Source organism: Streptomyces sp. NPDC005281, assembly GCF_040607495.1.
GTDB lineage: Bacteria > Actinomycetota > Actinomycetes > Streptomycetales > Streptomycetaceae > Streptomyces.
In genome coordinates this window covers 100,448-122,059 of sequence record NZ_JBEXGX010000009.1, presented here as the reverse complement: position 1 = coordinate 122,059, position 21,612 = coordinate 100,448, and the positions used below count along the sequence as shown (strand labels likewise).

Below are 21,612 nucleotides of genomic sequence, written 5' to 3'. Positions count from 1 at the left end.
GTCGAACCATGACAGTCGCCATCGACCGCGCGACCGGCAAGCGCCGCGGTGACCGAGCACCGCGTCCCGGCCGGATGCAGCGTCTCAAGCACTCGTACCAGAAGTACTGGTACGCGTACGCGATGATCGCCCCGGTCGTCGTCGTACTCGGCGGATTGGTGCTCTATCCGCTGGTTCGGGGCCTCTACCTGACGCTGACGGACGCCAACAGCCTCAACTCGGCCCGCACGATCGGCGTCAACCACATCGACGCCACCTACAAGTTCATAGGCCTCGACAACTACAAGGACATCCTGTGGGGTCCGACGTCGTACGACCGCTTCTGGTCGCACTTCATCTGGACCATCGCCTGGACCGTCATCTGCGTCGCCCTGCACTACTGCATCGGCCTCGGCCTCGCGCTGCTGCTCAACCAGAAGCTGCGCGGCCGAACGATCTACCGGCTGATCCTGGTGCTGCCCTGGGCCGTGCCGACGTTCGTCACCGTCTTCGGCTGGCGCTTCATGCTCGCCGACGGCGGGATCATCGACTCCATGCTCCACGCGGTGCACCTGCCGTCACCGGCGTGGCTGGAGGACACCTTCTGGCAGCGCTTCGCCGCCATCATGGTCAACACCTGGTGCGGCGTCCCGTTCATGATGGTCTCGCTGCTCGGCGGACTCCAGTCCATCGACGGCACGCTGTACGAGGCCGCCGAGATGGACGGCGCGAACAAGTGGCAGCAGTTCCGCTTCGTGACCCTGCCGGGTCTCAGGTCGGTCAGCTCCACGGTCGTGCTCCTCGGCATCATCTGGACCTTCAACCAGTTCGCCGTGATCTTCCTGCTGTTCGGCAACACCGCGCCGGACGCGCAGATCCTCGTCACCTGGGCCTACTACCTCGGCTTCGGACAGCAACCGCGTGACTTCGCCCAGTCGGCGGCCTACGGCATGCTGCTGCTGGCCATCCTGATCGTCTTCACCTCCTTCTACCGCCGCTGGCTGAACCGCAATGACCAGCAGCTCGCGATCTGAGGCGGGAGTCTCCATGAGCACCACCACACTGCAGACGCCTCCGGCCGACCAGGCCGCCGGGTACGACGAGTCGCCCCGTCCGGCGCGCGGGCGCGGAAAGCGCGGCCTCGCCGGCAAGCTCGCCTCCCACGGCATCCTGACCGTCGCGAGCCTGGTCGCGCTGTTCCCGATCGCGTGGCTCGTCTTCCTGTCCCTCGGTCCGGGCGAGGACGACTATCTGCACCCCGGGCGCATCTGGCACACGATGACGTTCGGCAACTACTCCTTCGTGCTCCAGCACACGAACTTCTTCGAGTGGATGAAGAGTTCGCTGATCGTGTCGCTCGGCACCACGGTCATCGGCGTGATGGTCGCCGCGACCACCGGGTACGCGGTCTCGCGCATGCGCTTCCCCGGCTACAAGAAGTTCATGTGGGTCCTGCTGGTCACCCAGATGTTCCCGATCGCCGTGCTGATCGTGCCGATGTACCAGATCCTGTCGGACCTCCAGCTCATCGACTCGTACTTCGGCCTGATCCTCGTCTACTGCTCGACGGCGGTGCCCTACAGCGCCTGGCTGCTCAAGGGCTACTTCGACACGATCCCGTTCGAGATCGACGAGGCCGGACGCGTCGACGGACTGAGCCCCTTCGGCACCTTCTTCCGGCTGATCCTGCCGCTCGCCAAGCCGGGTCTCGCGGTGGCCGCCTTCTACAACTTCATCACCGCGTTCGGTGAGGTCGCGTTCGCCTCGACGTTCATGCTGGACGACTCGAAGTACACCTTCGCCGTCGGACTCCAGAGCTTCGTCAGCGAGCACGACGCGCAGCGCAACCTCATGGCGGCCACCGCCGTGCTGGTCGCGATACCCGTCTCCCTCTTCTTCTACCTGGTGCAGAAGAACCTGGTGACCGGACTCACCGCGGGCGGCACGAAGGGCTGATCCGCGAGGACGCCCCCATAAAGCCCCCAGACTCCCGCGCGCTCGCGCGCGGGTGGCGGCCGCGGTGCCCATCCGACCCCGCCAGTACCGCGGCCGCCTCTTTTCCCCCCGCCCCGAAGCCTTCCGCCCCGTGCTCCCGGCCTCGCGCGAGCAGGGGTCTGCCCCCACAGCCGAATTCCTCCCCACGTCCGTCCGCACACGGACGAGGGGACCCTCATCGCATCAAGGACGCCATGAGCCAGCACTCCGCAGACCAGGCCCCGAACTCCGTTCTCGCCACCGTCGCCGCGCATCGCGACTGGTGGCGCGACGCGGTGATCTACCAGGTCTATCCGCGCAGCTTCGCCGACAGCAACGGCGACGGCATGGGTGACCTGGAGGGCGTACGTTCCCGACTCCCGTACCTGCGCGACCTCGGCGTGGACGCCGTGTGGCTCAGCCCCTTCTACGCCTCGCCGCAGGCCGACGCCGGCTACGACGTGGCGGACTACCGGGCCGTCGACCCGATGTTCGGCAACCTGCTGGACGCCGACGCCCTCATCCGCGACGCCCACGGTCTCGGGCTGCGGATCATCGTCGACCTCGTGCCCAACCACTCATCCGACCAGCACGAGTGGTTCAAGCGCGCGCTGCGCGAGGGCCCCGGCTCCTCGCTGCGCGACCGCTACCACTTCCTCCCCGGCAAGGGCGAGAACGGCGAACTGCCGCCCAACGACTGGGAGTCGATCTTCGGCGGCCCGGCCTGGACCCGGGTCACCGAGCCCGACGGCACCGCCGGCGAGTGGTACCTGCACCTCTTCGCGCCCGAGCAGCCCGACTTCAACTGGGAACACCCGGCCGTGGGCGACGAGTTCCGCTCGATCCTGCGGTTCTGGCTGGACATGGGCGTCGACGGCTTCCGTATCGACGTCGCGCACGGCATGGTCAAGGCGGAGGGCCTGCCGGACCTCGGCGACCGCGACCAGCTGAAGCTGCTGGGCAACGATGTCATGCCGTTCTTCGACCAGGACGGCGTGCACGACATCTACCGGCAGTGGCGCACGATCCTCGACGAGTACTCGGGCGAGCGCATCTTCGTCGCCGAGGCGTGGACTCCCACCGTCGAGCGCACCGCGAACTACGTGCGCCCCGACGAGCTGCACCAGGCCTTCAACTTCCAGTACCTGGGCTCCCACTGGGAGGCGGCCGAGCTGCGTACGGTGATCGACCGCACGCTCGGCGCGATGCGCCCGGTCGGCGCCCCCTCCACCTGGGTGCTGTCCAACCACGACGTGACCCGGCACGCCACCCGGTTCGCCAACGAGGCCGGCCTCGGCACCCAGATCCGCACCGCGGGCGACCGGGAGCTCGGCCTGCGCCGGGCCCGCGCGGCGAGCCTGCTGATGCTGGCGCTTCCCGGCTCCGCCTACGTCTACCAGGGCGAGGAGCTCGGCCTGCCCGACGTCGTCGACCTGCCGGACGAGGTGCGCCAGGACCCGGCCTACTTCCGGGGCGCCGGACAGGACGGCTTCCGCGACGGCTGCCGGGTGCCGATCCCGTGGACCCGCGCCGGTTCGTCGTACGGCTTCGGCGACGGGGGCAGCTGGCTGCCGCAGCCCGCCGAGTGGGCCGAGCTCAGCGTCGAGGCGCAGACCGGGGTGGAGGGTTCCACCCTGGAGCTGTACCGCGACGCGCTCGCCGTCCGGCGCGAGCGTGCCGACCTCGGCGCGGGCGACGCCGTCACCTGGCTGACCGCCCCGGAGGACGTACTCGCCTTCCAGCGCGGTGAGTTCGTGTGCACCGCCAACACGGGCAGCGAGGCCGTGACCGTCCCCGCCTACGGCCGGGTGCTCGTCGCCAGCGGTGAGGTGACCCTGTCGCAGGACGGCAAGGCGCAGCTGCCCGCGGACACCACCGTCTGGTGGGCCGTCTGATCCACACATGGGCGGTGCTCCGGTCCTGACCACCGGAGCACCGCTTCTGTGTTCTCACGACCTCCTGGAGCCGTTGATTCCGGGTCCCGCTACTTCCAGGTGTCGCTCACGGAGTACCCGGTGCCCGAGCCCGTGGTGTACGAGCGGTTGCTCCCGGACTCCCAGGTCACCGTGCCCGACGCGTCCTTCTTGATGTACTTGTACGTGAACGACGTCGACTTGGGCACGATCACCGGCCGGCCCCAGTACGGGTACGACGCCGAGGACAGCGGGATCGCGTCGGCGGTGTTCCAGGAGCCGAGCGCGGGGACCGAGCCGACGACGTACACGTTGGTGCCGTAGACGGTGGTCGCGGTCACTCCGAAGGTCAGGTCCGTGGCGTCGGCGTCGGCCACGTTCCAGGAGTTGAGCGCGGCCACGGCCGCGGTGCCGGTGGTCACGGAGCGGTTGGCGTTGGACTCCCAGGTGACGTTTCCCGAGGAGTCCTTCTTGATGTACTTGTACGCGATCGCGGTGTTCGCCGGCACCGAGACGTCCGCCTTCCAGACCGGATAGCCGGAAGAGGACAGTTTCACCGCGCCCGCCGTGTTCCAGCCGCCCAGCGCCGGGACCGATCCGACCACGTACACGTCCGTGCCCGAGGTGGTCGACGCGTACTCGTTGAAGGTCGCCGTGACCGTCCCGGTGCCCGGATCGGTGCCGCCGCCGCAGTTCACGGTGCAGACGTAGTCCGGGTCGTAGAACGCGACGGCGCCCTTGGCGGGCACGGTCAGGGAGGCCCTGCCGCCGGTGACCGTGACCGAGGTGGCACCGCCGTCGACGACGTTCGGGTACGTGCCGTCCGCGAGACCGGTCGTGTACGTGTACGTACTGGCGCCCGAGCTGTTGTTGATGGCCACGAACCCGGCGCCGCCCCGGCCGAAGCCGATCACATTGGACGCGGGGGACTGCCAGTTGGCCACCGGGTACCCGGCGGCCGCGTTGTGCCAGCCGATCATGCCGGAGACCGCGGTGTCGCGGTCGAGGCAGTACCAGCCGTTCGAGCAGTCGGTGTCGGTGACGAAGCCGCCGCCCGAGTTCGGCGGGGCCTGGTCGCTCTGGCTGAAGGTCCAGCCGGAGTAGACCGACGGCCTGCCGTAACCGCGGGCCAGCTGGAAGACGTTGGCGAGCACGGCGGTGGCGCCGTCCTTGTAGCCGAGCGAGTAGCCGTTGCGCTCGGTGTCGTGGTTGGTGACCATGGTGTTGGAGTTCGCCTCGGCGACCAGTCCCCAACTACTGCCGAAACTCGACAGGTTGGCGATGTCGCCCTGGAACTGTGCCTTGATCTGCGAGGCGAAGGTGAAGTCGAGGACGTCACCGGTGCCGTAGTACTCGTCGATCGAGGGCGGGGTGCCCGGATAGACCTCCTGGGTGATGTACGGCGCCGAGCCCGAGGTCGTGCTGTGCAGTCCGGCGACGATGGCGCTCAGGTCGGCGGCCTCGATGTGCTTGGCCGCGTCGACCCGGAAGCCGTCGACGCCCAGGTCGATCTGCGCGTTGAGAAAGCCGGTGATCTTCGAGCGGACGTTGCTCTCGGCGGTGTCCAGGTCGGGCAGGCCGAGCAGTTCGCAGTGCTGCACCTGGTAGCGGTTGGTCCAGTCGGTGATCGTCGTGGTGCAGTCGTCGCTGTCGGCCGGGTCGTAGTCCGGGGTGTCGTACTTGTTGGTGACGACCGTGCCGTTGTAGCCGGTGCCGGTCTGGGCGGCGGTGTGGTTGATCACCGCGTCGGTGTAGACCTTGATGCCGGCCGCGTGACACGTGTCGACCATGGCCTTGAAGGCGGTCGCAGTGCCGAAACGGCTGTTGAGGTTGTAGGAGTACGGCTGGTAGACGTCCCACCAGTAGTAGTTGGTCTGCTTCAGCGACTCGGCGGGCGGCGCCACTTGGACCGCCCCGTAGCCGGCCGGGTCGAGCACGTTCGTACACTCTGACGCGACCGACTTCCAGTTCCACTCCCACAGGTTGGCGATCACATCGCCGTTGGGGACGCCGGTGTCCGTCGCCGCGGCAGCCCGCTGGGCGGGCAGCGCGGCCAGGCCGCCGAGCGTCAGCAGGGCGGTCGCGAGCAGCAGGGGAACCCTTCTTCGTCGTAAGGCCATCGGGGATGCGGCTCCTCTCCGGATCGGTCAGTACGCCCGCGGGGCGCGGGAGCTGACCCGTGTGGAGCGTGGGACCGCCCAAGGGGGCGCGTCAATAAGGAAGTTGAAAGTTCTTTCGACATCTTGCTGAAACATGATTGCAAGCGGTACGTTCCGATCCCCCCACCCGCACGACGTAGTGCAGGAGTACACACACATGGCAAGGAAGACGCTTGCCGCCTCGTTCGCCCTCGTGGCGGGCCTGGCGGTCTCGGTGACCGTTCCCTCCGGTACGGCGGCGGCCTCGCCGCCCGGCACCAAGGACGTCACCGCGGTCCTGTTCGAGTGGAAGTTCGACTCGGTCGCCAAGGAATGCACCAACACGCTGGGCCCCGCCGGATACGGCTACGTCCAGGTGTCCCCGCCCGCCGAGCACATACAGGGCTCGCAGTGGTGGACCTCGTACCAGCCCGTGAGCTACAGGATCGCCGGACGGCTCGGCGACGCCACCGCCTTCAAGAACATGGTCAGCACCTGCCACGCGGCCGGTGTGAAGGTCGTGGCGGACACGGTGATCAACCACATGGCGGCCGGGTCCGGCACCGGAACGGGAGGATCTTCGTACACGAAGTACAACTACCCGGGCGTCTACACCTCCGCCGACATGGACGACTGCACCGCCACCATCAGCGACTACACCAACCGCGCCAACGTCCAGAACTGCGAACTCGTCGGCCTCGCCGACCTGGACACCGGTGAGGAGCACGTCCGGGCGACCATCGCCGGATACATGAACACCCTGCTCGGCTACGGCGTCGACGGCTTCCGCGTCGACGCGGCCAAGCACATGCCGGCCGCCGACCTCGCCAACATCAAGTCCCGGCTGAGCAACCCGTCCGTCTACTGGAAGCAGGAGGCCATCTACGGCGCGGGCGAGGCCGTCCAGCCCACCGAGTACACCGGCAACGGCGACGTCCAGGAGTTCCGCTACGCCTACGACCTCAAGCGGGTCTTCAACAATGAGAACCTCGCCTACCTGAAGAACTACGGCGAGGGCTGGGGCTACATGAGCAGCTCCGTCGCGGCCGTCTTCGTCGACAACCACGACACCGAGCGCAACGGCTCGACGCTCAACTACAAGGACGGGGCGAACTACACCCTCGCCAACGTCTTCATGCTCGCGTACCCCTACGGCGCCCCCGACATCAACTCCGGCTACGAGTGGTCGGACGCGGACGCCGGACCGCCCAACGGCGGTACTGTCAACGCCTGTTGGCAGGACGGCTGGAAGTGCCAGCACGCCTGGCCGGAGATCAAGTCGATGGTCGCCTTCCGCAACGCCACCCGTGGGCAAGCCCTTTCCAACTGGTGGGACAACGGCAACGACGCCATCGCTTTCGGCCGGGGCAGCAAGGGCTTCGTGGCCATCAACCACGAGACCTCCGCGCTGAGCCGGACCTACAGCACCTCCCTCGCCGCGGGAACGTACTGCAACGTCCAGAACAACACGAGCATCACGGTGAACGGTTCGGGCCAGTTCACGGCGACGCTGGGCGCCAACACGGCACTCGCGATCTACGCGGGCAAGTCCAGCTGCTGAAAACCCTTTCCGCATGTTGCAAGACTCTTGCTGTAAACCTTGCGTGAGCGATACGGTCACGCGGGCGTTCGGCATCGTGGCCGAAACGCTGCGCGGGGTCGGACCCGAGTACGCCGTAATCGCTAGGAGTTCACGACTGTGGACCTGATACCGAGAGGGGCGGCGCGCCGCATCGGCCGCCCCAGGCTGCGCGCAGCCGTCCTCGCCGCCGCACTGGCCGTATCGCTTGCGCAACCCCTCGTGGCGCGGGCCCAGACCCCGCCCGCACCGCCGTCGGACGCGAAGCTCGCCGCCGAGCCCGCGCGGCACGACTCCACCCGTGACCAGTTCTACTTCGTCATGCCGGACCGTTTCGCCAACGGCGACACGTCCAACGACAAGGGCGGACTCACCGGCTCCCGGCTCTCGACCGGCTACGACCCCACCGACAAGGGTTTCTACCAGGGCGGCGACCTCAAGGGCCTGACCAAGCGGCTCGACTACATCAAGGGCCTCGGCACCACCGCCATCTGGATGGCGCCGATCTTCAAGAACCAGCCCGTCCAGGGCACCGGCAAGGACGCCTCGGCCGGCTACCACGGTTACTGGATCACCGACTTCACCCGGGTCGACCCGCACTTCGGCACCAACAAGGACCTGGAGACCCTGATCTCCAAGGCCCACGCCAAGGGCATGAAGGTCTTCTTCGACGTCATCACCAACCACACGGCCGATGTCGTCGACTACAAGGAACAGTCCTACAACTACCTCTCCAAGGGCGCCTTCCCGTATCTGACCAAGGACGGCAAGCCGTTCGACGACGCGGACTACGCGGACGGCACCAAGGGCTTCCCGTCCGTGGGCACCGGCTCCTTCCCCCGGACGCCGACGGTCCCCGCCGCGAAGAAGAACGCCAAGGTCCCGTCGTGGCTCAACGACACGACGATGTACTCCAACCGCGGTGACTCCACCTACGCCGGCGAGTCCACCACGTACGGCGACTTCTCCGGCCTCGACGACCTGTGGACCGAGCGTCCCGAGGTCGTCAGCGGCATGGAGAAGATCTACGAGCGCTGGGTCAGGGACTTCGGCATCGACGGCTTCCGGATCGACACCGTGAAGCACGTGAACATGGAGTTCTGGACGCAGTGGGCGACCGCCCTCGACGCGTACGCGGCCAAGCACGGCCGCAAGAACTTCTTCATGTTCGGCGAGGTCTACTCCGCCGACACGTCGATCACCTCGCCGTACGTGACCGAGGGCCGACTCGACGCCACCCTCGACTTCCCGTTCCAGGACGCGGCCCGCTCGTACGCCTCGCAGGGCGGCAGCGCGCAGAAGCTGTCGTCCCTGTTCGCGGACGACTACAAGTACACGACCGACAAGGCCAACGCGTACGAGCAGGTCACCTTCCTCGGCAACCACGACATGGGCCGCATCGGGTACTTCCTGAACCAGGACAACCCCAAGGCGACCGACGCCGAGCTGCTGAAGAAGGACAGGCTCGCCAACGAGCTGATGTTCCTCAGCCGCGGCAACCCCGTCGTCTACTACGGCGACGAGCAGGGCTTCACCGGCTCAGGCGGTGACAAGGACGCCCGGCAGACGATGTTCGCCTCCAAGGTCGCGGACTACCTCGACGACGACGAGATCGGCACGAGCCGCACGCACGCGAGCGACGCGTACGACACGAGCGCACCGCTCTACAACGAGATCAGTGCTCTCTCCAAGCTGCGCAAGGACAACCCGGCCCTGGCCGACGGAGTCCAGACGGAGCGGTACGCGGCGGACGGCGCCGGTGTGTACGCCTTCTCCCGCACGGACGCGAAGACCGGCACCGAGTACGTCGTCGCCGTGAACAACGCCGACACGGAGAAGTCCGCCACCTTCCCGACCGGTTCGGCCGGCATGGACTTCCGGGCCGTATACGGAACCTCGGCCTCGGCTAAGAGCGACGCGGACAAGAAGATCACGGTCAGCGTCCCGGCCGGTTCGGCGATCGTCCTCAAGGCCGCGGGCCGGCTCGCCGCCCCCGCGACCAGGCCCACGCTGACCCTGAAGGCCCCGGCCGCGGGCGCCACCGGCACCGTCGAACTGTCGGCGGACGTCACCGGCGGACAGCTCGACCGGGTCGTCTTCGCCGCCCAGACCGGTGAAGGCGCCTGGCGCACCCTCGGCTCCGCCGACCACGCCCCGTACAAGGTCACCCAGGCCATCGGCAAGGACGTACCGGCCGGAACGGCCCTGCGCTACAAGGCCGTCGTCATCGACTCGGCCGGACACACCGCGAGCGCGACGGCCGAGTCCACCACCGGCACCGCGCCGGCCGCGGAGGTCCCGACGGCCTCCTCCCGCGACTACGCGGTCGTCCACTACAAGCGCACCGACGGCGCCTACACCGACTGGCGCCTGTACGCCTGGGGCGACATCGCCGACGGCGAGGCCACGACCTGGCCGGCCGGCCACGACTTCGTAGGCCGCGACGCCTACGGCGCCTTCGCCTACGTGAAGCTGAAGCCCGGAGCCTCGAGCGTCGGCTTCCTCGTCATCGACAAGGACGGCAACAAGGACGTCGCGAGCGACCGCACGATCGACGTCACCAAGACCGGCGAGGTCTGGGTCGAGCAGGGCAAGGACACCGTCCTCACCGAGCAGCCCGACCTGCCCGCCCAGGACAAGACCAAGGCGGTCGTCCACTACCACCGCGCCGACGGCGACTACACCGGCTGGGGCCTGCACGTGTGGACCGGGGCCGCGACGCCCACGGACTGGACGAAGCCCCTGGAACCGGTGCGCACCGACGCCTACGGCGCCGTCTACGAGGTGCCGCTCGCCGAGGGCGCCGGCAGCCTCAGCTACATCATCCACAAGGGCGACGACAAGGACCTGCCCACCGACCAGTCCCTCGACCTCACGGCGAACGGCCATGAGGTGTGGCTGCTGGACGGCCAGGAGAAGTACCTGCTGCCGCAGCCCAAGGGCAGCGCCGCCGCGCTCGACCTGACCACCTCCAAGGCGGTCTGGATCGACCGGAACACGGTCGCCTGGAACGGCTCCGACGCGGCCGTGTCCACCCAGCTCCTCTCCTCCCACGACGGCTCGATCGCCGTCAAGGACGGCGGACTGACCAGCGACGACGAGCGCTGGCTGCGGCTGGAGAAGACGACGCTCACCGACGCCCAGAAGGCGAAGTTCCCCTACCTGAAGACGTACGCCGCCTGGTCGGTGGACCCGCGCGACCGCGACCGGGTGCGCTCGGCGCTCGGCGGGCAGCTCGTCGCCTCGCAGCGGGCCGCGAACGGCGCCGTGCTCGCGGCGACCGGCGTGCAGATCGCCGGAGTCCTCGACGACCTGTACGACGCGACGAAGGCGCACCTCGGACCGGTCTTCCACAAGGGTGTCCCCACCCTCTCGGTGTGGGCCCCGACCGCCCAGTCCGTGAGCCTCGATCTCGCCGGCTCCACCGTCGCCATGAAGCGCGACGGCGCCACCGGCGTCTGGTCCGTCACGGGCGGTAGGTCCTGGACGGGCAAGCCCTACCGTTACGTCGTCAAGGTGTGGGCGCCGACGGTCCGCAAGATCGTCACCAACAAGGTGACCGACCCCTACTCGGTGGCCCTGACCGCCGACTCGGAGCGCAGCCTGGTCGTCGACCTCGCCGCCAAGTCCCTCGCCCCGTCCGGCTGGTCCTCGCTCAAGAAGCCGAAGGCCGTGCCGCTGCGGGACGCGCAGATCCAGGAACTGCACATCCGGGACTTCTCGGTGGCGGACAAGACCGTCCCCGCGAAGGACCAGGGCACCTACCTGGCCTTCACCGACAAGAACAGCGACGGCTCCAAGCACCTGAAGGCGCTGGCCAGGTCCGGCACCTCGTACGTGCACCTGCTGCCCGCGTTCGACATCGCCACCATGCCCGAGAAGAAGGCCGACCAGCAGAGCACCGACTGCGATCTCGCCTCCTACGCCGCCGACTCCCAGAAGCAGCAGGAGTGCGTGGCGAAGACCGCCGCCAAGGACGCCTACAACTGGGGCTACGACCCGTACCACTACACGGTCCCCGAGGGTTCCTACGCCACGGACCCGAACGGCACCGGCCGCACGGTCCAGTTCCGCAAGATGGTCAAGTCGCTGAACGAGGACGGCCTCAGGGTCGTCATGGACGTGGTCTACAACCACACCGCCGCGAGCGGCCAGGCCGACACCAGCGTCCTCGACAAGGTCGTCCCCGGCTACTACCAGCGCCTCCTCGCCGACGGCAGCGTCGCCAACTCCACCTGCTGCTCCAACACGGCGACCGAGAACGCCATGATGGGCAAGCTGGTGGTCGACTCGATCGTCACCTGGGCCAAGGAGTACAAGGTCGACGGCTTCCGCTTCGACCTCATGGGCCACCAGCCCAAGGCCAACATCCTCGCGGTCAGGAAGGCCCTCGACGGGCTCACCCTCGCGAAGGACGGCATCGACGGCAAGAAGATCATCCTGTACGGCGAGGGCTGGAACTTCGGCGAGGTCGCCGACGACGCCCGCTTCGTCCAGGCCACCCAGAAGAACATGGCGGGGACGGGCATCGCGACCTTCTCCGACCGTGCCCGTGACGCCGTACGCGGCGGCAGCCCCTTCGACTCCGACCCCGGCGTCCAGGGCTTCGCCTCCGGCCTCTACACCGACCCCAACTCCTCGACCGCCAACGGCACCGCGGCCGAGCAGAAGGCCCGCCTCCTGCACTACCAGGACCTCATCAAGATCGGCCTGACCGGAAACCTGTCGGCCTTCCACTTCACCGACTCCGACGGCAAGGAGGTCGAGGGCTCCGAGGTCGACTACAACGGACAGCCCGCGGGCTACGCGGCCGCCCCCGGCGACGCCCTCGCCTACGCCGACGCGCACGACAACGAGTCGCTGTACGACGCGCTGACGTACAAGCTGCCCGCCACGACGAGCGCCGCCGACCGCTCGCGGATGCAGGTCCTGGCGATGGCGACGGCCACCCTCTCGCAGGGTCCGTCCCTCTCCCAGGCCGGCTCCGACCTGCTGCGCTCCAAGTCCCTGGACCGCAACTCCTTCGACAGCGGCGACTGGTTCAACGCCATCCACTGGAACTGCCAGGACGGCAACGGATTCGGGCGCGGGCTGCCGATGGCCGCCGACAACACCTCGAAGTGGCCGTACGCCACACCGCTGCTGACCTCCGTCAAGGTGGGCTGCGGCCAGATCGACGGCACCTCGGCCGCCTTCCAGGACCTCCAGCGGATCCGTACGACCGAGAAGGTGTTCTCGCTCTCCACGGCCGCCCAGGTGCAGTCGAAGCTCTCCTTCCCGCTGTCGGGGAAGGACGAGACCCCCGGAGTGATCACGGTGCGCCTCGGCGACCTCGTGATCGTCTTCAACGCGACCCCGGAGAAGCAGGCGCAGACCGTCGGCTCCCTGGCCGGGACGGCGTACGGGCTGCACCCGGTGCAGGCGGCGGGCGCGGACTCCGTCGTCAAGTCCTCGTCCTACGCGAAGGGAACGGGTTCGTTCACGGTTCCGGCCCGCACGGTGGCGGTGTTCACCCGGACCCCGTGACAGCGGTCTGACCCCGTGACAACGGCCCGACCCGGTGGGGGCGGCACCGGACACCCGAGCACGACGGGTGTCCGGGGCCGCCCCCACCGGCCGTTCCCACGGGGCGGGACGGGAGGGGACAGTTCACCCTCGCGCCCTCTCCGCCTCGCGGGCGGGCGGTTAGGGTGACCGGGAGACATCCGGAACAGGAGTACCCATGCCGCAGATCACCGTCGAGTTCTCCCCGGCGCTCGACCACGTCGACTGGCGCGCGTTCGCGCTCGCGCTGCACCCCGTGGTCGTCGAGACGGCCGCCGCACGGCTGGAGGCGTGCAAGACGCGCACGCTGCGGACCGAGGACGAGGTGGTGGGTGACGTCGTACGAGGCGACACGGGCCCGGCCATCGTCCACGTCACGCTCGCGCTCCTCGCGGGCCGCAGCGACGAGACCAAGGCGAAGCTGTCCGAGGCGACGCTGGAACTGCTGCGCAAGCACGTCGAGCCCGCCGACGGGGTCACGCTGCACGTCTCCACCGAGGTACGCGACCTGGACCCGTCCTACCGCAAGTTCGAGGAGTAGCCCCGGCGCCCCGGGCCTCAGGCCCCGGCGCCCCGGGCCTCAGGCCCCGGCGCCCCGGGCCTCAGGCCCCGGCGCCCCGGGCCTCGGGCCCCGGCGCCTCAGGCCTCGGGCGGCGCGGCGAGCGCGAGCAGCCGGACGACGAGGTCGGTGAACGGCCCGTCGCCCGGTTCGCCCCGCAGCCCCTCGCGCAGCAGCGCGGCGACCTCCGGGTCGTAGGCGGCGCTCACCGCCGCCAGGGCCGCGAAGTCGTGCACGAGCTGCACCTCCAGCTCACCGCGCTCGATCCGCCGTCCGTCCAGCCAGATCAGCGCCGTCGACTCGACGAGCGAGATCCAGGAGCGGACCACCAGCTCCAGCCGGGCGGGCGGGTCCTCGACGTCCAGATGCGACAGGATCTGGAGATAGGCCGCCTGCCGTACGGCGTCCACGAGCGCGTTCGTGGTCGACGAGCCGACGGCCGGGCCGCCCCGCATCAACGCGGCGAAACCGGGCCCGTGGTCGTCCACGAAGTCGAAGAAGCGGCGCATCACCCGCAGCAGCCGCGCGCCCAGCGGCCCCTCGCGGGGCTCCACGAAACGGCCCGCGAGATCGTCGGAGGCCCGCTGCAACGCCGCTTCGTACAGGCTGAGTTTGCCCGGGAAATAGTGGTACACCAGCGGCCGCGAGATGCCCGCGGCCGAGGCTATCTCGTCGATGGAGACCTCGTCGGGCGAGCGTCGGCTGAACAGTTCGAGGGCGACGCCGATCAGCTGCTGCCGTCGCTCCTCGACACCCATCCTGCGGCGTACCCCGGTTGTCATGCGGACACTTTACCGATCGGATCCGGCCCCGAACGGGCCGGTCCGGGCGGCGGACGTTCACATGTCCAGCACGATTCGCGCCCCGCGGGTCCGCGAGACGCAGATCAGCATCGAGTCGTCACGCTCCGCGTCCGTCAGCAGTTCGTCGCGGTGCTCGATCTCCCCCTCCAGGACCCGCTGCCGGCAGGTTCCGCAGAATCCCTGCTCGCAGGAGTAGAGCGTGCCGGGCAGCTCCTCGCGGACCGCCGCGAGGACCGTCGAGCCGGCGGGCACGGTCACCGTACGCCCGCTGCGCCGCAGTTCGACCTCGAAGGCGGTGTCGTCCGCGCCGGGCACGCGGGCGGTGAAGCGCTCCAGGTGCAGTGTCACCCCGGCCGGGATCCGCGCCCGGACCGCCGCCATGAGCCCGTCGGGTCCGCAGACGTAGACCGCCGTGCCCGGCGCGAGATCCGCGAACAGCGCGTCCAGGTCCGGCAGTCCGTCCTCGTCCTGGGCGACGACGGTGACCTCGTCGCGGGCCCCCCGCTTCGTGATCTCCTCCAGGAACGGCATCGAGGCGCGCGTCCGGCCGCCGTACAGCAGCCGCCAGTCGGTGCCGTCCGGGAGGGCCCGCAGCATGGGCATGACGGGGGTGATGCCGATGCCGCCCACGACGAAGACGTACGCGGGCGCGTCCACGAGCGGGAAACGGTTGCGGGGTCCGCGCACCTCGACCCGCATGCCCTCCCGGAGGTGTTCGTGCACCTCGCGCGACCCGCCCCGCCCGTCCTCGACGAGCCGGATCGCGACGGTGTACGAGGAGCGGTCCTCCGGGTCCCCGCACAGGGAGTACTGCCGGACGAGCCCCGAGGGCAGCACCACTTCGAGATGGGCTCCCGGCTCCCAGGGCGGCAGGTCCGCTCCCTCCAGGCGCAGCAGGACGACACCCTCGGCGACGCGTTCGTGCCGTACGACCGGCAGCCGCAGAGTCCGTGAGCGGGGCCGGCCCGAGACGGGGGCATCGAGGGCGGGCAGCGGCCACAGCGGTGACGCCCCGATCCGGCGGCGCAGCGCACGCCGTACGAGCACGGCCGCCCCGGCGACGGCGACGACGGTCAGGGGTCTCGGCGTCACGTGGCACCCGCCCCCTTCCCGGCGGCCGGGGCGGCAGGGACGGCCGAGGTGGCCGTCGCGGCGGGGGAAGCGGCCAGATAGGCCGCCGCCTGCTCGGTGGAGCCCTCCTGCGAGGGGTGGTAGGTGCGGCTGAGATAGCGGGGGACGGACCTCAGCAGGTCCCCGGTCGGCGGCAGCACGCCCCGCTTTCCGCCGTCGTAGAAGGCCTTGAAGCTCGCTCTGCCGTCGACGAGCGTCGGATCGTTCTCCATGAAGAACCGGGCTCCGCGCTGCCACATGAAGACGAGCGCGGTGAAGGCGGTCGCCCAGGTCCGCGCGCGCCGGCGGTAGCTGCCGTCGAGGTGGAGGAACAGATCGAACGCCACCGAGCGGTGCTCGACCTCCTCGGCGCCGTGCCAGCGCAGCAGGTCCAGCATGACCGGATCGGCGCCGCGCCGGTCCAGCTCCTCGGAGTTCAGGATCCAGTCGCCGAGGAAGGCGGTGTAGTGCTCGATCGCGGCGATCAGGGCGACGCGCTCCAGCAGCCACCAGCGGCGCGCCCTGCCCGGAGGCAGGGTCCGGTCGCCGAGCAGCTTCTCGAAGAGCCAGTCGACCTGCGCGGTGTACGGCGTCGGGTCGAGCCCCAGCTCCGTCAGATGGGGCAGCACCTCGTCGTGCGCCTGCGAGTGCGTCGACTCCTGCCCGATGAACCCGATGACGTCCTCGCGCAGCCGCTCGTCACGGATGAGGGGCAGGACCTGCCGGTACACGTGCACGAACCACCGCTCGCCGGCCGGCAGCAGCAGATGCAGCACGTTCATGGTGTGGGTGGCGAACGGCTCGTCGGGCACCCAGTGCAACGGGGTGTCCTCCCACGAGAACGACACCTTCCGCGCCTTGAGAGCCGTCCGCTCGGACTCGACCGGCCGGGGCAGCCGGGCCTGCGTATTGGACATGGCGTCAATGTACTGACGGGTAGGCGCTCGGAGAAGCCCTCTGCGCCCACTTGTTTACATCCGTGTCAGCAATCGGCGCGCCGGGGCCGGGCTCAGCGCAGCCCGGTGACGCCACGGCCGTCCGTGAGGGTTCCCTTCAGTTCCGCCCGCGCCCCTTGCGTCGCCCGTACGGCGAGCAGCGGGCCCGTCGCGGAGCCGCTCACCCCGCCGGTGGCCTCGACCGAGGCCGTGCCCCTGCCTCCGGCCGCGAGAAGATACCAGTTGCCCGAGCCCGACTTCCACAGCACGCCGGCCAGCACATGCGGATCGCGGGAGCCGCACGCCGGGGAGTTCTCGGCCTTCGCGGCGACCGCCCCGTACGTCCCGCCCGGGGTGCGGAACTGTGCCAGCACCCGGGTGCCGCCGCCCCGCCAGGTGTCGCCGCGCGTACACACCCAGGCGGCCGATCCGCTGCCGTCGGGCAGCGGCTGACGCGCGTACTCCCAGGCGTTCACGGTCCGCACGCCCTGCGAGCGCATGGAGGCCAGTGAGCACGCGAACGGCGCCCACTCCCGCAGGTTCTCCGCGCCCGACGCCTCCCGGGGCGCGGCCGGCCGGCCCGCGGTGAGGTGGGCCGGGGTCAGCTCGCCGAGGTCGGTCAGCAGACGCGTGCCCGAGGCGTCCTGGACCTGGAGCACGTTCCACGACGTGCACGCGCCGGTCGCCGGCGGTCCGGCCAGCGGTGAGGTGGAGCCGTCAGCGGACAGGGTGAGGTCCATCGCCCCGGCGGAGGGTTTGAGCAGGTCGCGCTCGGCGGCCCTGGTCACCCAGGGCGCCGTCAGATAGCGGACGTTGCCGTCGGCCCGGCTCAGCACCACCGCGCCCGCCTCCGCCCCGCCCGCCCCGTCGACCCGCGCGAAGTCGAGCGCCGCGCCGCCCGTGCCGTCCTTCGGCTCGGCGTAGCGCGCGACGCGCAGACCGTCGTACAGGAGCACCACGCGTGCCTGGTCGACTACGCCCGCGTACAGCAGCTGGGGCGGTCCGGACGGAGCGCCGGAGGCGGTGCCGGGCGTCGCCGAGACCTGGACGGACTCGCCCGGCCGGGCCCAGACGGCGAGCGCGCGGCGCAGCAGCGCGGTGTCGTCGACCAGGCCGCCGCGCGCCGGCCAGACGGAGAAGTCGGTGCGCGCGGAGGACTCCCAGGCCGCGGGAGCCACGCGCTCCAGCCGGGCCGGGTCGAGCGCGGCCTCGGCGGCCGGGTTCTGCGCGTAGGAGGGGGCCGCGGCGCCGTCGGGGCCCCAGCCGTCGCCCGGCAGCGCGAGCAGCGCGCCGCACACGGCCACGGCGGCGGTGGCGGCGAGCGCGGCCTTCATGTGCTGCCTGCGCCGCAGCAGATCGGTGGGCCGGGCCTGGAGCGAGCAGGGGTCGAACTCGGGGGAGGCGAGCAGCGCGTCCCGCGCGTCGACGCCCGAGGCCTCCTTCAGCGCCGCGGCCGGGTCCTCGACCCCGGCGGCCGCCAGCACCCGGCGCAGCGGCGTGTCGTCCAGCTGCTCCAGGCCGCGCAGCACGTACGCGGCGCGGGCCGGCCCCGAGAGCGCGGACAGCCGCTGGTCCAGGGCGAGTTCGTCGGACCCGCCGGAGCGGGGGAAGAGCCGCAGGCCCCACACCTGGGGGAGGAACGGCGGCAGCTGGGACCGCTTGGGCCACGCCCACCGCCTCAGCGGCAGTCCCGCCTCCAGCGCCGTACGCACCACCTGGAGGCGTACGAAGGCGTAGCCGGGGTCGCCGTCGCGGCCCCCGCCGCTCTGCTGCGCCGGGATCACCGACGCGTCGCCCGCCGCCCGGCCCCGCGGCAGGGCGCGCTGGGCCAGGGCGTGCGCGGTCAGCACCCGTCGATTGCGGCCGAGGCTCGGCGGAAGCATCAGATAGGCGAGCCGGACCAGCCGCGGGTAGTGCTCGACGAGCGCGGCCTCGGCCTGCTCGACGTCGACGACAGCTCCGGAGGAGGGTGCGGGGCGCGGGGCTACATCCTGTGACTGCACGTTCAGCAGAACGAGCGAATCGGCGGATGGTCACCGGCCCCGCCGATGGCCTGTCCGGCGATTTCCTTGTGCCCGAGGCTCAGTCCGCGGATTCGCCGGGTTCCACCAGCAGGCGCGCGTAGTTCGCCATCGACCGCTGGTAGCGCGGCAGATGGGGGGCCAGGGCGCCGATCACCAGGGCCAGGCCCTCGCGTTCGCGGCCGAGGTCGGCGAGGCAGAGTGCCAGACAGGCCCGTACCGCGTCGTCCAGTTCGTCCGAGGGCGCGACCAGTTCGGGGGTGAGGAGCTTGACGCCCTCGTCCGCCTGTCCGATGTTCCGCAGCGAACTGGAGAGCTGGATCTTCGCCCGGCGCCCCTTGTAGCCGCTCAGGCCTCGGGCCAGCGCCTCCCGGTACAGGGGGACGGCCTTGTCGGAGTGGCCCGTCGAGTCCCAGGCGCAGGCCTGCTCGAAGGGGCCGAGGGGGCTGTCCGCGGGCAGTTCGGCGACCAGCGCGCCGATCACCGCCCGGAAGTCCCCCGCCCGCTCTTCCTCGTAGTCGTCGAAGCCGGCCCAGGCCGCCGCCGTACGCTCTTCCCAGTCTTCGTTCACGGGTGTCACCCTCGCACAGCCGTATCCCCCGGCGGTACCGGGTTCCCCTTCCGCTTCCGCGGGGCGGATTGAGCACCGGGCGGCCCGGAGCCGTATCGAAGGCAGAGCCCTCGCCGGGGCTCTTCTCGGCGTGAACGCCGACAGGTACCGGAGGAACGTATGAGGTTGACACGCGGGAAGCTTCTGACCGGGGCGGCCGTGGCCGCGGCCCTGCTGGCACTGACCGGCTGCGGCGGCGGATCGGACGGCAAGGGCGCGGCGGCGAAGGAGACCGTCCCGCCCACGGCGACCGGCAGTCTGGAGGAGCTGGCCGCCGAGGTGAAGTGCAAGCCCAGCATCCAGACCGACGCGGACGAGATCCGCCAGGGTGTCTGCAAGATCAGCAACGGCAAGTTCATCCTGGCGACCTTCGCCACCGACCGCGGTCAGCGCGAGTGGCTCAACGGAGCGAAGGACTACGGCGGTTCGTACCTCGTGGGTGCCAAGTGGGTCGCCGTCGGGGACCAGAAGATGGTCACGACGCTGCGCGGCCGGCTCGGCGGGACCTTGGAGGAGGGAACCTCGCACGCCGGCCACCACAGCGGCTGAGCGCGGGGCGGTCCCGGCGGCGGAAGGGCCGGGCAGCAGAAAGGCCGGGCAGCAGAAAGGCCGGGCAGCAGAAAGGCCGGTGGCGGGAGATCCCGCCACCGGCCTTACTGGTGGTGTCACTTACAACGCTGGCCGTTGTTGATGCAGGTGACCATCTTGTTCATCAGCGCGTCGTCGAAGACGTTGATGAAGTCGTCGTGGTCGGTGGCGGCCTTGTGCAGCTGCTCCGGGAAACCGTCCACCGCGAAGGCGTTCTTGATCTGCCCGTTGGCGAGGGTCGGGGCCCGGAAGCCGTAGACGAGGCGCATCGTCAGCTGCGGGATCGCCTTGAAGCCGTTGGCGCAGTTGCCCTGGGCGTCGGCGAAGGCCACGTGGGTGCGGTGGTTCGCGCTGTCGGCGTTCACCCCGTCCCAGCAGCTCTGGAAGGCGAAGGTGCGGACCACGGTGCTGCCGCGCGGGCAGATCGGGTACTGCTGCGTCAGCTGCACCTTGTTCTCGAAGCCGGTGCAGCTCCAGTGCGCGTTGGCGTTGCCGAGACCGTTGGTCGTGGTCTTGGCGTCACCGGTGATGATGCGCAGGAACTTCGGCATCGCGACGACCTTGCTGGTCGGGCTGCCGACGAACTTGATCTGCGCCTGCCTCACCTGCTGGATCGCGCCGACGTTGAGTTCCTTGCCGCCGCCCAGGTTGTTCTGGTCGAAGTCCTGCGTACCGTTCTGGATACGCACGACCGGCCAGTAGTACGTCGACTTGTCGCCCTGGTTGGCGCAGGACGTCTGGGCCGCCGCGAACGTGTCGTTGGTGGCGAAGGCGTCGTTCGACTGGTTGCCGACGTAGTCGTGCAGGTGGTGCGCACCGTTGGTGACACCGGGCGCCACGATCACGTTGTCCGTGTTGAACTTCTTGTTCGCGTTGACACCGCAGGCCGTCGAGAACACACCGGACGAACCGGCCGCACCGATCTGGGCCTTGCGGGCGACGTTCGGCTGGACCTTGGTGATGTCGACGAAGTCGGCCGCGACCGGACCGTTGCCGGCCTGTCCGCCGTTGCCCGCCTGCGCGCCACCGGCCGGGGCGCTCGCGCTCGCGGAGGCACTGGCACCAGCACCGGCGCCCGCGTTCGCACCCGCAGCGGCGCTGGCACTCGCGGACGGAGCGGCCGTGGCGCCGCCGTTGTTCTGCCCGCCGTTGTTCTGGCCCGCGGCAGGCTGACCCGTACAGTTGGAGAGGCCGTCGAGCCAGCCCGGAGCCTTGCCGCCGACGCGGTTGATCTCCAGCTTGATCCGGTCGATGATCACCGACCGGTTCTGCTTCAGCGGGGTGAGGATGGAGTTCTGGACGAAGCTCGCGTCCCTCGTCTGCGCGTCACGCGTGGTCGCGAGCCGCTGGTAGGCGGCGGTGATCTGCTGGTCGAGCGTCGCCAGCTCCCCGTCGACCTGGCCCCGCGCCTGGTTCGGGACGTTGGACAGCTTCTGGCCGACGTCCGGACACTGAATGGTGGCCACCTGTGCGGGCGCGGCCTTGGTGGTGTTGCGCGCCGAGTTACTCTCGTGCGCCGAGGCGTAGAAATTCGCCCAGACCAGCCCACCCCCACCGATCGCGAGCGCTGCCGACGCGGCAATGGCGCGAACGGCCAGCGGCGAACGGCGTTTTCGAATGTTGCGTCCCATGGAACTCCTCTGACTTCCTTGCGGGGCAGTGAGGCGCCCGACAGGAGTGAAGCGGCTCCGTTCCATACGCGGGTGGTGCGCGAGGTGTTCAGGGGTCTCGAAAGAATCTTAGAAAGTCGTGAGACCAATTCGGTCACAATGGCCTCAGAAGCCCGCGAATTCACGGGAGTTGATCTCGGTATTCAGGTTTGGGAGCACTTTTTTGACTTGGATTCAGTGAATCCCGGT

The 21,612-nt window shown here is 69.7% G+C and carries 14 protein-coding genes; 7 read left to right on the top strand and 7 right to left on the bottom strand.

Annotated features, from left to right (window positions below; translation table 11 throughout):
* The first annotated feature begins 8 nt into the window (after positions 1-8).
* The 3 genes from ABZV42_RS15095 (at position 9) to ABZV42_RS15085 (ending at position 3,848) form a co-directional block, all read left to right on the top strand.
* The gene (locus ABZV42_RS15095; protein ID WP_355983614.1) at positions 9-1,013 is read left to right on the top strand and encodes a sugar ABC transporter permease; all 1,005 of its coding nucleotides are present in this window, start codon (positions 9-11) and stop codon (positions 1,011-1,013) included.
* A 13-nt stretch (positions 1,014-1,026) separates the two neighbouring features.
* On the top strand, positions 1,027-1,935 hold the full coding sequence (locus ABZV42_RS15090; RefSeq protein ID WP_355983615.1) for a carbohydrate ABC transporter permease: 909 nt from the start codon (positions 1,027-1,029) through the stop codon (positions 1,933-1,935).
* 233 nt (positions 1,936-2,168) lie between these two features.
* The gene (locus ABZV42_RS15085) at positions 2,169-3,848 is read left to right on the top strand and encodes a glycoside hydrolase family 13 protein (RefSeq protein ID WP_355983616.1); all 1,680 of its coding nucleotides are present in this window, start codon (positions 2,169-2,171) and stop codon (positions 3,846-3,848) included.
* Positions 3,849-3,937: 89 nt separating this feature from the next.
* On the opposite strand, the gene ABZV42_RS15080 is transcribed toward ABZV42_RS15085, so the two are convergent.
* Positions 3,938-5,986 (bottom strand): carbohydrate-binding module family 20 domain-containing protein, encoded by a 2,049-nt coding sequence (locus ABZV42_RS15080; RefSeq protein ID WP_355983617.1) that lies wholly within the window; start codon positions 5,984-5,986, stop codon positions 3,938-3,940.
* Positions 5,987-6,182: 196 nt separating this feature from the next.
* On the opposite strand from ABZV42_RS15080, the gene ABZV42_RS15075 reads away from it, so the two are divergent.
* The 3 genes from ABZV42_RS15075 (at position 6,183) to ABZV42_RS15065 (ending at position 13,668) form a co-directional block, all read left to right on the top strand.
* Positions 6,183-7,565, top strand: a complete 1,383-nt coding sequence (locus ABZV42_RS15075) for an alpha-amylase family protein (protein ID WP_356052153.1) — start codon at positions 6,183-6,185, stop codon at positions 7,563-7,565.
* Positions 7,566-7,703: 138 nt separating this feature from the next.
* Positions 7,704-13,109: a pullulanase-type alpha-1,6-glucosidase gene (gene pulA / locus ABZV42_RS15070; RefSeq protein WP_356052152.1), complete on the top strand. Its 5,406-nt coding sequence runs from the start codon at positions 7,704-7,706 to the stop codon at positions 13,107-13,109.
* 196 nt (positions 13,110-13,305) lie between these two features.
* On the top strand, positions 13,306-13,668 hold the full coding sequence (locus ABZV42_RS15065; RefSeq protein ID WP_355983620.1) for an isomerase: 363 nt from the start codon (positions 13,306-13,308) through the stop codon (positions 13,666-13,668).
* Positions 13,669-13,766: 98 nt separating this feature from the next.
* Here ABZV42_RS15065 and ABZV42_RS15060 read toward each other — a convergent pair whose 3' ends face one another.
* From ABZV42_RS15060 to ABZV42_RS15040, 5 genes are all read right to left on the bottom strand, one after another.
* Entirely contained in the window at positions 13,767-14,468 is a 702-nt protein-coding gene (locus tag ABZV42_RS15060) for a TetR/AcrR family transcriptional regulator (RefSeq protein WP_355983621.1), read from the bottom strand.
* Between the two features lie 57 nt (positions 14,469-14,525).
* Positions 14,526-15,581 carry a PDR/VanB family oxidoreductase gene (locus ABZV42_RS15055; protein WP_355983622.1) on the bottom strand — a complete coding sequence of 352 codons (1,056 nt, stop codon included), beginning with the start codon at positions 15,579-15,581 and terminating at the stop codon, positions 14,526-14,528.
* Complete coding sequence (locus ABZV42_RS15050) at positions 15,578-16,516, bottom strand: metal-dependent hydrolase (protein ID WP_356052151.1); 939 nt, start codon at positions 16,514-16,516, stop codon at positions 15,578-15,580. The genes ABZV42_RS15055 and ABZV42_RS15050 overlap by 4 nt, the downstream gene beginning before the upstream one ends.
* 92 nt (positions 16,517-16,608) lie before the next feature.
* The gene (locus ABZV42_RS15045) at positions 16,609-18,537 is read right to left on the bottom strand and encodes a hypothetical protein (protein WP_356052150.1); all 1,929 of its coding nucleotides are present in this window, start codon (positions 18,535-18,537) and stop codon (positions 16,609-16,611) included.
* A 79-nt stretch (positions 18,538-18,616) separates the two neighbouring features.
* A complete protein-coding gene (locus tag ABZV42_RS15040; RefSeq protein WP_355983625.1) occupies positions 18,617-19,126 on the bottom strand; it encodes a tetratricopeptide repeat protein in 510 nt (169 codons plus the stop codon).
* Between the two features lie 159 nt (positions 19,127-19,285).
* Between ABZV42_RS15040 and ABZV42_RS15035 the strand changes: the two genes are divergently transcribed.
* Positions 19,286-19,714: a hypothetical protein gene (locus ABZV42_RS15035; RefSeq protein WP_355983626.1), complete on the top strand. Its 429-nt coding sequence runs from the start codon at positions 19,286-19,288 to the stop codon at positions 19,712-19,714.
* Between the two features lie 116 nt (positions 19,715-19,830).
* Here the strand turns inward: ABZV42_RS15035 and ABZV42_RS15030 are convergent, their stop codons facing one another.
* Positions 19,831-21,384, bottom strand: coding sequence for a DUF1996 domain-containing protein (locus tag ABZV42_RS15030; protein WP_356052149.1), 1,554 nt, complete (start codon positions 21,382-21,384; stop codon positions 19,831-19,833).
* Positions 21,385-21,612: the final 228 nt, after the last annotated feature.

What these genes read in the sequence shown, in the direction of transcription:
- ABZV42_RS15095 (WP_355983614.1), top strand. Translation starts at nt 9, where the DNA reads ATGACAGTCGCCATCGACCGCGCGACCGGCAAGCGCCGCGGTGACCGA.
- ABZV42_RS15090 (WP_355983615.1), top strand. Translation starts at nt 1,027, where the DNA reads ATGAGCACCACCACACTGCAGACGCCTCCGGCCGACCAGGCCGCCGGG.
- ABZV42_RS15085 (WP_355983616.1), top strand. Translation starts at nt 2,169, where the DNA reads ATGAGCCAGCACTCCGCAGACCAGGCCCCGAACTCCGTTCTCGCCACC.
- ABZV42_RS15080 (WP_355983617.1), bottom strand. Translation starts at nt 5,986, where the DNA reads ATGGCCTTACGACGAAGAAGGGTTCCCCTGCTGCTCGCGACCGCCCTG.
- ABZV42_RS15075 (WP_356052153.1), top strand. Translation starts at nt 6,183, where the DNA reads ATGGCAAGGAAGACGCTTGCCGCCTCGTTCGCCCTCGTGGCGGGCCTG.
- ABZV42_RS15065 (WP_355983620.1), top strand. Translation starts at nt 13,306, where the DNA reads ATGCCGCAGATCACCGTCGAGTTCTCCCCGGCGCTCGACCACGTCGAC.
- ABZV42_RS15060 (WP_355983621.1), bottom strand. Translation starts at nt 14,468, where the DNA reads ATGACAACCGGGGTACGCCGCAGGATGGGTGTCGAGGAGCGACGGCAG.
- ABZV42_RS15050 (WP_356052151.1), bottom strand. Translation starts at nt 16,516, where the DNA reads ATGTCCAATACGCAGGCCCGGCTGCCCCGGCCGGTCGAGTCCGAGCGG.
- ABZV42_RS15035 (WP_355983626.1), top strand. Translation starts at nt 19,286, where the DNA reads ATGAGGTTGACACGCGGGAAGCTTCTGACCGGGGCGGCCGTGGCCGCG.
- ABZV42_RS15030 (WP_356052149.1), bottom strand. Translation starts at nt 21,384, where the DNA reads ATGGGACGCAACATTCGAAAACGCCGTTCGCCGCTGGCCGTTCGCGCC.